General features: G+C 77.3%; 6 protein-coding genes. All 6 read left to right on the top strand.

Translation table 11 applies throughout. The annotated features are described in order from the left end of the window. The first annotated feature begins 44 nt into the window (after positions 1 to 44). The 6 genes from IE106_RS08735 (at position 45) to argF (ending at position 13,706) form a co-directional block, all read left to right on the top strand. Complete coding sequence (locus IE106_RS08735; protein ID WP_189531633.1) at positions 45 to 3,356, top strand: tubulin-like doman-containing protein; 3,312 nt, start codon at positions 45 to 47, stop codon at positions 3,354 to 3,356. Further along, a complete protein-coding gene (locus IE106_RS08740; RefSeq protein ID WP_189531635.1) occupies positions 3,353 to 6,097 on the top strand; it encodes a hypothetical protein in 2,745 nt (914 codons plus the stop codon). Before IE106_RS08735 ends, IE106_RS08740 begins: the two co-directional genes overlap by 4 nt. Continuing rightward, on the top strand, positions 6,094 to 8,196 hold the full coding sequence (locus IE106_RS08745) for a hypothetical protein (RefSeq protein ID WP_229840195.1): 2,103 nt from the start codon (positions 6,094 to 6,096) through the stop codon (positions 8,194 to 8,196). The genes IE106_RS08740 and IE106_RS08745 overlap by 4 nt, the downstream gene beginning before the upstream one ends. Beyond that, positions 8,196 to 11,270 carry a hypothetical protein gene (locus IE106_RS08750; RefSeq protein ID WP_189531637.1) on the top strand — a complete coding sequence of 1,025 codons (3,075 nt, stop codon included), beginning with the start codon at positions 8,196 to 8,198 and terminating at the stop codon, positions 11,268 to 11,270. The genes IE106_RS08745 and IE106_RS08750 overlap by 1 nt, the downstream gene beginning before the upstream one ends. Positions 11,271 to 11,313: 43 nt before the next feature. Beyond that, a complete protein-coding gene (locus IE106_RS08755; RefSeq protein WP_189531638.1) occupies positions 11,314 to 12,546 on the top strand; it encodes an arginine deiminase in 1,233 nt (410 codons plus the stop codon). A 140-nt stretch (positions 12,547 to 12,686) separates the two neighbouring features. Next, a complete protein-coding gene (argF, locus tag IE106_RS08760) occupies positions 12,687 to 13,706 on the top strand; it encodes an ornithine carbamoyltransferase (RefSeq protein WP_189531640.1) in 1,020 nt (339 codons plus the stop codon). Positions 13,707 to 13,892 lie beyond the last annotated feature (186 nt).

Here is a 13,892-nt window from a genome sequence, read left to right on the forward strand (position 1 = left end):
GCACGACCGCACGACGGGGCGCCCGCGTCCCGAGGGGAGACGTAATGAAGATCTACCAGCCCATGCTCTTCGTAGGACTGGGCGGCACCGGCGGACGGATCGGCTCCGAACTCGAACGGAGCCTGCGCCGCGAACTGTGCGGACCCGACGGCACCCGGCTCGTCGACGACGGCCGCCGCGCCCCCTACCAGCTGCCCGACTGCCTCCAGTTCGTCTACGCGGACTTCAGCGAGGGCGAACTGCAGCGGCAGCCGCAGTTCAGCGCGAAGGGCGCCGAGGGCGCCGCCTACGCGCGCACCTCCCACATCGTCCACGACCTGCTGCCCGCCGAGTTCGAGGGCTCGACCGACGTGACCCGGATGCTCCGCGTCGCGGTGCCCGAGGAGACCCGCGACTGGCTGCCCCCCGACATCCGCCAGCCCCGCGTCGCCCCCCTCTACAACGGCGCCGGACAACTGCCCACCGTGGGCCGCTCCGCGCTGTTCGCCACCCTGCGCGGCGGCCTCGAACCCGTGCTGCGGCCGCTGCGCACCGCGATCAGCGCCATCGGCGCCTGCGCGGGCGACCTCCAGCGGCTGGGCGGCGGTCGCATCCGGGGCTGCGACGTCTTCGTCGCGTTCTCCGTCGCGGGCGGCACCGGAGCCGGCATCTACTACGACTTCCTCCACCTCGTCGGGCACGAGTTCCGCAACGCCAAGGTGCCCGGCGTGAAGATCTACCCGCTCGTCGTCATGCCGTCCGCGTTCCCGCCCGAGGCGGGCGGCGGCCGCGAGGCCGAACTCAACGGCGCCCGCGCCCTCGTCGACCTCTCCCGGCTCGTCGACGACCAGAACATGCCGGGCGCCGACGCCGACGTGGGGGACGTCGAGCGGCGCTCCCGGGTCAGCGTCCGCTACCCCGGCGACACCTCCGTACGGCTGCGCGCCTCCACCGTGCAGACGGCGTTCCTGTTCAGCAAGCCCGCCGTCCTGCGCAACGAGGACCTGCGCCGCTCCGTCACCGCCCTGGTGATGTCCCTCATCGGCACCGAGCTGCCCGACCAGAACGGCAACGGCCGCTCCCAGGACGACTACCAGTCCTTCGCCGAGAGCTTCATCAACAAGAGCGTCGAGCGGTCCAAGCCCTCCCGCTCCGGCATCGGCTACCGGGGCATGTCCACGACCCTCGCCGCCTCCCTCACCGTCCCCGTCGACGACCTCGCCGAGATCGTCGCCGCCCGCCTCCTCGCCCAGGCCGTGCGCGGCATGGAGGAACGCGCCCGGCAGCCCGCCAAGGAGGGCACCGCGCGCGTCCGGGAGATGTTCGAGCACGCCCGCGTCGACGCCCTGTGGACCCGGCGGGCCCCCGACGTCCCGGAGCCCGAGCTGCCGCCCCGCGGCAGCCGCGCCGTGACGCTGGCCCTCCACAACCGCCGCGGCGACATGGAGGACGCCCTCGTCCGCCTCGAACGCGACCTCACCCGCGACATGCCCCGGATCGTCGAGGACTTCCGGCCCGGCAGCGCCGTCCGCGCCCTCCTCGGCACCTACGGGCCCTTCGGGGTGAGGGTCGTCGCCGAGGGGCTGCGCGGCCACCCCGAGCGGGTCGCGGAGGCGGGCTTCACCGGCATGCTCGACAACCGCCGCAGCGAACCCCGCCGCCCCGCCCACGTCCAGCAGGCGGCACCGCAGGTCCCGAGGATCAAGGGCGGGGCCGGCGGCCTCGTACCGGCCCGCTGGAGCGACCCCGACGTCCGCCAGGCCGTCACCGACCAGGACGACTGGTACCGCTGGCGCGCCAACGTCCTGTGGCACCACGCCTGGCAGGAGGGCGAGGCGCAGTGGCGCCCGGTCCTGAGCCGCGCCGTCAAGGAGCTCGACGAACTCGTCCTCGCCCTGCGCGGGCACGCCGAGGACGAGGGCAAGTCGTTCGCCGACCGCCGCCGCGAGCTGTACCGGGACGACCGCAAGGGCGTCTCCTACCTGCTGCCGCCGCAGAACAGCCTGCGCGTGTTCTACGACGACGTCGTCCAGCGCCTCGGCCGCAGCCTGCGCCTCCCCGAGGAGAACACCGACGCGGCCGGGATCCTCGCCGCCCTCGTGGAGCCCGCGGACTGGCTGCGCGCCCTGGACGCCGTACGGCGCTCCCGCGGCGCCGCCGTCAAGGAGGTCAAGCAGGTCCTGGAGCGGCGCGTCAAGCAGCTCTTCGGCGAGAACGGGGAGGCGCTCGACGAACGCCCCCTCCTGCCGTCGATGGGGCTGCTCCTGCGCGCCGCCGCGGGCGACGAGGCGGCGGAGGCCACCGTCGACAGCCGCTGGCTGGAGCAGTTCCGCGCCCAGGTCGCCGGACTCCTCCCCGTCGGGTTCATCCCCGACGGCAACGGCCCCTTGAAGGTGCTCATCACCTACCCCAGGAGCGAGTGGGACACCCGCACCGCCGACTACCTGAAGAAGGCCCTCTACCTGCCCCCGCACGCCGACATCGACGCCCACCCCGTCGACTCCGAGTCCATCGGCGTCGTCCTGTTCCGCAGCGGCATGAGCCTCACCGACGTCTCCGAGGTCCGCGAACTGCTCAAGCTCTGGTCGGAGGCGCGGGAGGCGGGCCGGGCCGACGACTTCCTGGCCTGGCGGCAGCGGCTCGGCTACCGGGACGACTGGCTCGTCAGCACCGAGGAGGACCGGCGGCGCATCCTCCACCGCATCCTGTGCGCCATGTGGAACGGCCTCGTCGGCCACGAGGGCGACGCCGCCTCGCCGGAACTCGTGCGCATCCGCCTCCAGCGCGGCGAGTCCGCGACGATGACGCTCCGCGTGGAGCCGTTCGACGGGCAGCTGTCCAGCTGGGCGGGGCTGCTGCGGGCGTACGAACGCACCGCCCTCCTCGAGGAGGAGTCGATCATCGGGGTGTTCTGCGACCGGCTCATGGACATGCAGCCGGCCGGCCTCACCACCACGCCGGTGAAGCCGTCGCCGCTGTTCCTGACCTTCGTCGAGGAGATCGCGCCGCGCGAACTGGCCCGCATCGACGCGCTCACCGCCCGGTGGGGCGAGGAGGAGTGGCTGGCCCCCCTGCGGCACTTCTGGGCCGAGACGCTGCCCGGCGCGCTCGACCTGGCCTTCGAGACCCAGGGCCACGCCACCCGCTCCTCGCTGAGCGACCTCCACGAGCGCTACCGCCGCGACCTGGAGGAGGGACCGGCGGCCGCCGCGCCCGGCCACCCCGCGGCACCGGGCGGCCCGCACGCGGCCGGGCCGTCCTCCCACGAGGCCGAGCCCCGCCACGAGGCCGTCCCCGAGCCCCGCCGGGAGGCCGGGCCCCGGCCCGAAACCACCCCCGAGCCGGCGTACCCGTGGGACCGGGACGGTGAGGAGTGAACCTCCCCGGCACCCCCGACGCCTCCCCGGCCCACCGGCCGCCCGGCCACGCGGTCCCCCTCGACCTGCGCCGCACGCCCGACGCCGACGCCGTGCGCGCCGCGCTCGACACCTCGCAGCACGACGGCGAGCGGCGGTTCCTCGTCGTCGACGACGCCGCCCGGCTCGTCGCCCACCAACTCCTGTACGAGCAGCTCCACTCCTACGGCCCCGCCCGCGTCGTCTGCCTCGCCGTCGCCACCCCCGGCGAACGCGTCCTGCGCCGCCCCCTGTCCCTGCGGCCGCCCGCCGCGGGCGTCCTGTGGGTGCTCGACCCGCACACCGCCGGCGACCCGGACGGCCTGCGCCCGCTCCTCCAACTCCTCGCCCAGCCGGAGGTGTTCGACGCCGTCCTGCACACCCTGGCCGGGGTGGTCCACGGTGTCGCCGTCCCCTCCGTGCGCGTCGTGGAGCACGACCTGAGCGACGAGGCCCGCACCCGCGCCTGGAAGGAGGCCCTCGGCGCCCTCGCCGGGCAGGAGACGGCCGGCGGCGGCCCCGGCGAGTCCGTACCGCCCGAACTGGCCGTCCTCCTCGACGACTCCCTCCCCGAGGCCGTCGCCGGCCACCGGTGGCTGGAACCCTCGCGCCCCGCCGCGGCCCGCCGCCGCGCCTGCGACGACGCGCTGGACGCGGCCCGCGCCGGGCACCGGCACACGCGCGGCCCCGCCGGCATGTTCGGGGCCGGCGCGCGCCGCACCGACCTGCCCGGCCGGCTCGCCGGCCTCGGCGACGCCCTGGAGAAGTACCGGGACACCGTCGCCGGGGCGTTCGCCGACGCGGACGGCGTACGGCTCACCCAGGAGCAGCGGGCCCGCCTCCTGGAGCGCGGCATCGTCCTGCCCGACCTGCCCGCCGTGTCCCGCACCCGGGTCGTGCCCGCCCTGCGCGACCTCACCGAGCACCTGCTGGACCAGCCCCTGCCGCTGCGGTCCGCCGCCGCGCGGCTCGCCGCCCTGTCCGACCGCTCCGCCCCGTCGGGCAGCGCGGCGCGGCTGGCCCGCCTCGACGAGCTGTGCGACCCCGCGTACCTGCGCCACCTCGCCGCTCCTCCGCCGTTCCGGGCGGGCGGCACCCCCGCGACGGCGGCGCTGCTCGCGCTCGTACCGGCGTTCGTGGCCGGACTGTGGCCGGGGCCGGGCTGGTTCCTCGGCCCCGCGACCGGGGCCGCCGGGGCGGCGCTGGCCGCCCTGATGTGGCGCCACCGGCCGAACCGCTCCCCGGACGGCCGGCACGACGGCGGGGGCTCCACCCGCGTCACCGCCCGGCTCCTCGGCGGCCTCGCCGGCGGCGTCATCGGGGCCGTGGCGGGCTCGACGCTGCCGAGTCCGCCCTCCTGGGCGGGAGCCGCCGCCGCGGCCCTGGCCCTCGTCGCCGCCGTCGTCCTCGCCGTACGGGACTGGACGCGCTCCGTCGACGCGTGGTGGCGCGCCACCGACGCCGAGTACGCCGAGCGGGTCGTCGGGGACGTCGACCGGCTCCTCGCCGAGACCGCCGTGCACGACTGGCTGCTCGCCGACGCGCGGCGCCACTGCGCGGACGGCGCCCGGGCGGCCGCCCTGCTGCTGCGCTCGCTGGCCGCGACCGCCGACGGGTACGGGGAGGGCGACGGCCCCGCCGTCCCCGCGCCCGCCCCGCGCGGGGCGGGCGCGGAGCCCGCGCCCCGGCAGGCGCCCCCGGCCGAGGCGGAGGGCGGCGCCGAACTGTGGGAGTGGGACACCTGGAGCGACAGCTCCGCCGCCGACGGCTGGTACGACGCCGCCCCGTCCGGCCCGTCCGGGCACCCGGGGCCCGCGGGCTTCGGCGCGCCCGCCGACGCCCCGTACGGCCCCCACGACGACCGGGACGGCGGGTTCGGCGACCCGTACGCGCCGGACGGCGGCCCGTACGGAACGACCGGCCCCGACGCCCCGTACGACGTCCCGGCCCCTCCGTACGGCTCCGCCGGGCACCCCTACGGCTCCGCGGACCCCGGCGACCCGTCCGGCCCGCGGCACATCGGACCCGCCTACGAGGCCGTCCCCGACCCCTCGCGCGACCCGTTCGACGCGTTCGACGAGGACTGGCCCCCGCTCGGCGCCGTCGAGGACCCGCCGTGGCTGGAGCGGGAGCGCGGCGACGGCGGACCGGACCTGGTCGACACCCTCGTCGCCGACCTCGCCTCCGGCACCCGCCGCCTCCTCGCCCCCTGCTGGGCGCGGATCGAACGCGACCCGGCCCGCGCCGGACGCACCCCGCTCGACGGGCCCATGCGCGACCTGCTCGACGAGGTCCGCGGGCGCCTCCTGCGCGACGCGGCGACCTCCCCGCCCCCGCACGACCCCCACTCCGGGCGGCGACCCGACGCCACCCGGATGACCGGGGTCGCCCCCGACCGGGTCACCGAACTCCTCGCCCCCGGCGGCGACGCCGAGTCGACCGTCCCGCTGTGCGGACCGCAGCACCGGCGGCTGCTGTCGGCCGACCCGCTGGCCGTGCGCCGGGTCCGGTTCGCGCCCGAGGCCTTCCGGCGCGGCGCGGCGGAACCGGACGGCCCGCACCGCCCGGACCGGCCGTACGCCGTGCGCGCCGAGTACGCCGACGACGTCGTGTGGACGCCCACCGGCCGCCACGCCGGCGTGCTGGGCCTGGTACCGCTGCGCGGCGACGCCGTCCGGATGGTCCGCGAGGCGACGCCCGGAGAGGAGGGCGAACCGGCATGACACACCCCCGCCACCCCGGTGACGAGCTGTCGTTCCTCACCCACAAGGGCAACCTGGTGCGCTTCGCGGCCCGCTTCGGCCCCGACCACGAGCCGCCCGGCCGCCCCGGCCGCCTGGCCCGCACGGTCACCCTCGGCGTCGACTGGACCGTCCTGCAGTACCGCATCGCCCCCGGCGACCCGCACGCGCACGGCGCCCTCGAACGGGAGGCCGCCGCGGCCGTCGCCCTGGAACGCCGCTACGGGCACGAGCGGTTCGGGGAGGTCTTCACCCGCGTCGTCGGCTACGACCTCGACGCGCCCGAACCGTTCGTCCTGTACCGGATCGCGGACGGCGAACCGCTCTCCTCCCACGGCGGCGCCCTCGGCGTCGGGGAGCAGCAGCAGGTCACCGCCCAACTGACCCTCGCCGTACGGCTCCTGGAGGAGGCCGGCCTGGTGCACCGCGCGATCGGCCCGGACACCGTCCGCTGGGACGGGCGGCACGTGCGGCTGGCGGAGCCGTACGCCGCCCTGCGGGCCAGGGAGCCGCGCGAGGCGTTCGGCGCGGCCCCCTGGGCGTCGCCCGAGCAGCGGCGGGGCACCGGGGCCGCCGACCCGCGCGACGACCTGTGGTCCGTCGCGCAGCTCGTGTACTTCCTCGTCTCCGGCCGCCCCGACCAGGGCGCGGGCCCGCCCGCGGACCTGGCCGACTTCCGGGGGCTCGCCGCGCTGCACCGGGGCGGCGCCTTTGCCCCGCTGGCCGCCGGGCGCCCCGCCCCGGCCGACCTGATGCGCCTGCTGAACGTCCCCGACCCGCTCGCCCTGTCCGCCGGCGGCCCCGACCCGCTGGGCCGCGGCCGCGACGCGTACGACGCCCAGATCGCCCGCAAGCGCGCCGAACTGGGCCTGGACCGGCCCCCGCCGCCGGAGGACCCGCAGGACGAGGGGCGGCAGGCCCGCCGGCGCTGGTGGCCGGGCCGGGCCCCCGCCGCCCGGCGGCCCGCACCGGCCGACACGGCCCCGGTGGCGCTGTCGCCGCCCGCCGCGGACACCACGTCGGTGGAGCGGTTGTGCCCGCACTGCCTGCTGCCCGTCGCCTACGACGAGTCGCTGCTGGTCACCATCGACCCCAAGGGCGACCGCATCCCCCTCGACCTGAGCGGCGACCTGCCGCCCGCCCACCGCGAGGACGTCCTCAGGAGGGCGTACCAGCTGTGCCCGTACGCCGACGAGGAGTCCCTGCACGAGCTGCCCGTCCCGTACCTGACCAACGGCCGGCCCCTGACCATCGCCCTCGTCGGCAGCTCCGGAGCCGGCAAGACCCACCTCCTCGCCGCGATGCTCGGCGAGGTCGAGCAGGGCGGCCTTGAACCGTACGGCCTCAAGTGCCTGCCGCTGAACCCGGACACGCACCGCACGTTCCTGCGGGAGCGGGTGCAGCACCTGCTGCAGGGCAGGCAGCTGGGCCGCACCGGGCAGCAGGCGTTCGCCCGGTTCGCGGACGGGCTGCTGGTCACCGGGCGCGGCCCGACCCGCCCCGTCGTCTTCTTCGACCTGGCGGGCGAGGACCTCGCGCAGGACAACGAGGTGGCGCGGTTCCTGATGGGCGTCGACGCGTTCCTCTTCGTCCTCGACCCGCTGCGGGCCCTGCGCCTCCCCTCCCTGGAACCGGTACGGGCGCTGGACGGGGTGCGGCGGCAGGACCTGGGCGACGAGGCGTTCACCACCGTCCTCAACCGCATTCCGCGCACCTGGGGCCCCTACGTCGCGGCGCCCGCCGCGATCGCCGTCAACAAGAGCGACCTGGTACGCGTCGAACCGGCCGTCGACCAGTGGCTCGGCCGCGCCCTGCCCCCGGTGTACCGGGCGGACGAGGCGCGCGCCGAGAGCCGCGACGTCCACGCGTTCGTCGCCCGGCACGCGACGCCCGCGTGGCTGCGGCCGTTCGACGACTGCGCCCGCTGCACGCTGCACTTCGTGGCGGCGACCGGCGGGCAGGCGCGGGACGACCGCTTCCCGCACGGCGTCCGGCCCCGCCGGGTCCTGGCGCCCCTACTGTCGATCTTCGCCATGTGCGGACTCCTGCCGGGAGTGGACCACGGAGAGGCAGGGATCTGATGTCCCCCCACGACCGGCTGGTCGACCAGATCGTCTTCCGCTGGGACACCGACAACCTCTCCGGCACCACCGGGTTCGGCCCGGTCGCCTGGTCGTGCGCGCCCGAGCTGGCCGACGCGGTGTTCCGGAGGACGGCGCCGCTGCTGCGGGCCACCGGGCAGGCGACGGCGCCCGCGCTGCTGCGCCTGGAGAGCGCCGACCAGGTCCTGCTGGTGCACCGGGCGCCGTGGCGGGACCCGGGCGGCCGCGCCGGCGCCGTGTGCCACGCCCTGATGGGCCCGGCCGCCGTCCTGGACCCCGCGACCTGCCTGGGCCTGCACCCCTGGTCGTGGGAGGGCGGCGACCTGCCGCTGGCCGAGGTGCGGGGCGGGCTGCCGCCCGTCCCCGAGGCCGCGCTGCTGCCCGCCGCCGACGCCGGACAGCGGCTCCTCGCCGGCGGCCTGGCCGGGGTGCGGCGCGAACTGGTGGGCGCCGTGGCCGAGTTCCTGCGCCACCCGAAGGCCGGGTTCACCCTCCTCGACCCGTCCGGGCAGGCCGCGCACCGGGTGCTGTGGGGGCTGCACGGCATCTTCGGCGGCCAGGTCACGCGGCGGTGGACGTTCGCCACGCACGACACCGCCGAGTCGGACGGGCTGCGGTTCGTGTTCGTCAGCCGCTGGACCGGCGAGGCGTCCGGCAGCGGCACCCGGCGGCGCACCGACCCCGTCGAGCGGTGCGGCGACCGCGCCGAGTCCGCCGCGGAACGGCTGGTCCGCCACCAGCTGCGCGAGGAGTACGAGGTGGGGACGGCCCTGCAACGGGCGGCGGACCACCACCGGGCGACCCGGGGCGGCCCCACGACGCTGCTGGCCCTGGCCGAGGCGGCCCTGTCGGGCCTGCCGCCCCTCGACGAGCCCTCGCGCCGCCCCGCCGCCGCGCCGCCCCGGAAGGCCCCGGCGGCCGGGCACCGGCAGAGCCCGCCGGTCCCGGTGGTGGCGTCCGAGTGGCCGGTGCCGTCCGAGGACCGGCCGCGGGTGCGCAGGTGGCTGGGCGGCGGTTCGCCGCAGCGGCGCGGGCCCGCCGACGACGAACTGCTCCGCGACCTGCGGGCGTGCACCGGGTACGAGAGGCTGACGCACCTGATCACGGAGGCGGCCGACCGGTGGCCGTCCTGGGACCGGGAGCAGCGCGCGGCCCTGTGCAAGGTGCTCCTGGAACGGGAGCTGTTCGTCACGGACCGGGCGGGTGTCCGGGCCGCCGACGACGTGCGGGCGGCGAACGCCGCGTCGCTCTACCGCTGGGCGGTGCGCCCCCTGCTGGACGACCCGGCCCTGTCGGCGCGCGTGACGGAGCTCCTGCCGCGCCTGAGCGCGGGGCCGCACCGCGCGGCGCGCGCGGCGGTCCGGCAGATCACGCAGAGCCGGGCCCCGGGCCTCCCGGAACCCGCCTGGCAGGCCCTGCTGGCCGCGGCCCTCGCTTCCCACCCGGGGCCGGAGGGGGCACCCGGCCCGGTCGGGGAGCGGGGCGGCACCCCGGCCGCGCGCCCGCCGGGCACCAGGCCCGGCCGGTGGGAGGACGACGACGCGCCACAGCCCCGCCCCGGCCGGCGGCCCGGCACCGGCGGACCACGCGCGGCGGCCGAGGACCCGTGGGACGCGTCCGGCGGGCGGGCGGAGGGGGGCGGTTCGTCCGGTTCCGCCCCGCGCGGGGGCGGCGCCGGGTCCGTGGGGGGTGAGCGTGGATGGGAGGGGGCCGTGCCGCCGCGCGGGGGCGGCGACCGTTCCTGGGACGGTCCGTCGGGCCGGTCCGGCGGGCGGGCGGACGGGGGCGGCCCGTCCGGTTCCGCCTCGGGTGGGGGCGTCGGCCGTTCCTGGGACGGTTCGGTGGACGGGCCCGACGGGCGGGTGGACGCGGATCGCCCGCTCGGTTCCGCCCCGCGCGGGGACGCCGACCGCGAGTGGGACCCTCCGGCGGGAGGTCCCGGCGGCCCGCCCGACGCGGCCCCGCGCGGGGGCGCCCCCCGGTCCGCGGGCGCCCACCGCGGGTGGGGCGGGGACGGCCCGCCGGCGGAACGTCCCGGGCGGCCGGTCCCGCACGGGGACGCCGCCCCGCCCGCGCGGCCGGGTGGGGAGGACCGGTACCCGAGGCGGGAGGCGGACGGCGGGACCTCGGGCGCGGACCCCCGCGGGGGCGTCGACCGCGCCCGGGAGGACCGCCCGCGGGACGGCGGCCCGGGCCGCGCGCCGGACCCGTCCGGAGGCGGGGCCGCCGGCGGTTCCCCGCGGGACCGCGGCGCGGAACCGCCCGACGGGTGGCGCTCCCGTGACGCGGCGGCGCGCGGGGAGGCCGGCCGGGTGGCGCGCGCGGACGGCGACGGACGCGCGCCGGGCGGCCCCCGGCCCGTGCGGGACGACCGCTCCCGGGAGGGCCGGGGCCCCCGGTACCCCGACGGAACCGGAGGTCCGCCCGACACCGGGCCGCACCCCGGCGGCCCGGCCCGGCCCGCCGGGGGCGACCACCGGGACACCGGGGGCGACCACCGCCCCGCCGGGAGTGGCCACCGGGACACCGAAGGCGACCACCGGGACACCGGAGCCGGCCGCCGGGGCACCGAAGGCACCGGCGGTGGCACCGGCGCGCGCACCGGGCCGGCGGGCGGTGAACGCGCCGCCGAGGGCCGTGACCCCGGCCGGTTCGCGGGGGACGGCGGCCTCCGCGAGGGCGCGGGGCCCGGTGGCCCGGGACCCGAGCGGCGGCCCGTCGTGGGCGGCCGCGGCGCCGGGGAGGCCCCGTACGGGCACCGGGCGGAGCCCGGCGCGCCCCCCGCCCCGCCGCCGCCCGCGCACCCGCCCCGCCCGACGGGGGAGGGGCGCACGGGGGACGGCGGCGCCGAGCCCTCCCCGGCGGACCGGCGCCCCGCGGACCGGCACCCGGCGGACCGGCGCCCGCCGGACGCGGGGCCGGCCGCGCGCGGGGGCACCGACCCGCCGGGCGGCGCGGACAAGCGGCCGTTCGTCGTGGTCGGTGTCGGTACCGGGGCGATCCTCGTCCTCCTCGGCGTGATCCTCGTCCTGATGCTGCGGGCCTGCGCGTGACCATGACGGTGCGTCGGACGCCCGGCTCGGCCAGGATGGGGGAATGGGATTCCACGTCGATTCCGAGACCGGGCGCCTGCGGCGCGTCATCCTGCACCGCCCGGACCTGGAACTGAAGCGCCTCACCCCCAGCAACAAGGACGCCCTCCTCTTCGACGACGTGTTGTGGGTGCGCCGCGCGCGCCACGAGCACGACGGGTTCGTCGACGTCCTCACCGACCGCGGCGTGGAGGTGCACCTCTTCGGTGACCTCCTCCGCGAGACCCTCGAACTGCCCGCCGCCCGCAAGCTCGTCCTCGACCGGGTCTTCGACGAGAAGGAGTACGGCCCCCTCGCGACCGACCGGCTCCGTGCCGCCTTCGACGCGATGGAGACGCCCCGACTCGTCGAGGCGCTGGTCGGCGGCATGACGAAACGCGAGTACCTGGCCGGCCACGCCGAGCCGACGTCCGTCCGCCTCCACGTCATGGACCTGGACGACTTCCTCCTCCCGCCCCTCCCCAACCACCTCTTCACCCGCGACACGTCGACGTGGATCTACGACGGCGTGTCCATCAACCCGATGCGCTGGCCGGCCCGTCAGCGGGAGACGGTCCACTTCGAGGCGATCTACCACCACCACCCCCTCTTCACGGGCCCGGAAGCGGGGCCGTTCCACCACTGGTCGGAGGGGCAGGACGACTACCCGTCCACCATCGAGGGCGGCGACGTGCTGGTCCTCGGCAACGGCGCCGTCCTCATCGGCATGAGCGAGCGCACGACCCCGCAGGCCGTCGAGACGCTCGCGCGCGGGCTGTTCGCCGCCGGTTCGGCGCACACGATCGTGGCGCTGGACATGCCCAAGAGCCGGGCGTTCATGCACCTGGACACGGTCATGACGATGGTCGCGCCCGACACGTTCACCAAGTACGCGGGCCTCGGCATGCTCCGCTCGTACACGATCGAGCCGGGTGAGGGCGGGCAGGTCCTCAAGGTCACCGACCACCCGCCCGAGCACATGCACCGCGCCATAGCCGAGGCCCTGGGCCTGCCGTCGATCCGCGTCCTGACGGCCACGCAGGACGTGCACGCGGCGGAGCGGGAGCAGTGGGACGACGGCTGCAACGTCCTCGCCGTCGAACCGGGCGTCGTCGTCGCGTACGAGCGGAACGTCACCACCAACACCCATCTGCGGAGGGAGGGCATCGAGGTGATCGAGATCCCCGGCAGCGAACTCGGCCGGGGCCGCGGCGGTCCGCGCTGCATGAGCTGCCCCATCGAGCGCGACGCCGCCTGACCCCGTCCGTCGGCGACCCGTACCACGGCAGGCCCGCACCCAGTGGGCCGCCTCCGCCCACTCTGTATAAGAATTCTAAGGATCGTATATACTTCCACCCCCATTCGTCCCACGCCTGCCCGCAGACCCCAGGAGTACCCATGGCCCCCGACCTCACCGGCCGCCACTTCCTCAAGGAGCTGGACTTCACCGCCGAGGAGTTCCGCGGCCTCGTCGACCTCGCCGCCCGCCTCAAGGCGGCCAAGAAGGCCGGCGCCGAGGTCCAGGCGCTGCGCGGCAGGAACATCGCGCTGATCTTCGAGAAGACCTCCACCCGCACCCGCTGCGCCTTCGAGGTCGCCGCCGCCGACCAGGGCGCCTCCACCACGTACCTCGACCCGTCGGGCTCGCAGATCGGCCACAAGGAGTCCGTCAAGGACACCGCGCGCGTGCTGGGCCGGATGTTCGACGCCGTCGAGTACCGCGGCGACAGCCAGGCGACCGTCGAGGAGCTGGCCCGGTACGCGGGCGTCCCCGTCTACAACGGGCTCACCGACGACTGGCACCCCACGCAGATGCTCGCCGACGTGCTCACCGTCACCGAGCACACCGACAAGCCCCTGGAGCGGGTGGCCTTCGCCTACCTCGGCGACGCCCGCTACAACATGGGCAACTCCTACCTCGTCACCGGCGCCCTCCTCGGCATGGACGTCCGCGTCGCCGCCCCCCGCGCGTACTGGCCGGCCGAGGACGTCGTCGCCCACGCCCGCAAGCTCGCGGAGGAGAGCGGCGCCCGCGTCACGCTCACCGAGGACGTCGCGGAGGGCGTCGCGGGCGCCGACTTCGTCGCCACCGACGTGTGGGTGTCCATGGGCGAGCCCAAGGAGGTCTGGGACGAGCGGATCGCCGCCCTCCGCCCGTACGCCGTGACGATGGACGTCCTGCGCGCCACCGGCAACCCGCGGGTGAGGTTCCTGCACTGCCTGCCCGCCTTCCACGACCTGGGCACCGCCGTCGGCCGCGAGATCCACGCCCGGCACGGCCTGACGGAACTGGAGGTCACCGACGAGGTCTTCGAGTCGGCGCACTCGGTCGTCTTCGACGAGGCCGAGAACCGCCTCCACACCATCAAGGCCCTCATGGTCGCCACCCTCGCCGGCCCGGACCTCCCGGGGGCCTGACACCGCCCGCGCCGGCCCTTCCTCCGGGCCGACTCCACCCCGACTCGGCCGGCCCGGTCCGCGTCCGCCCCGCCCCGCCCGGCCGCCGGGAACCGCTCGTTGGGGGAGGTGGGCGCGCCGGGCCGGCCGCACGGCGGGCCGGCCCGGCCGCGGCCGCGAGGGCCCGCGGGGTGCCGAGTCGCCGGC

The sequence above is a fragment of the Streptomyces roseolilacinus genome (assembly GCF_014649335.1).
Classification (GTDB): domain Bacteria; phylum Actinomycetota; class Actinomycetes; order Streptomycetales; family Streptomycetaceae; genus Streptomyces; species Streptomyces roseolilacinus.

Coding starts and splice junctions, on each gene's coding strand:
- IE106_RS08750 (WP_189531637.1), top strand. CDS start 8,196: ATGTCCCCCCACGACCGGCTGGTCGACCAGATCGTCTTCCGCTGGGAC.
- argF (WP_189531640.1), top strand. CDS start 12,687: ATGGCCCCCGACCTCACCGGCCGCCACTTCCTCAAGGAGCTGGACTTC.
- IE106_RS08755 (WP_189531638.1), top strand. CDS start 11,314: ATGGGATTCCACGTCGATTCCGAGACCGGGCGCCTGCGGCGCGTCATC.
- IE106_RS08735 (WP_189531633.1), top strand. CDS start 45: ATGAAGATCTACCAGCCCATGCTCTTCGTAGGACTGGGCGGCACCGGC.
- IE106_RS08745 (WP_229840195.1), top strand. CDS start 6,094: ATGACACACCCCCGCCACCCCGGTGACGAGCTGTCGTTCCTCACCCAC.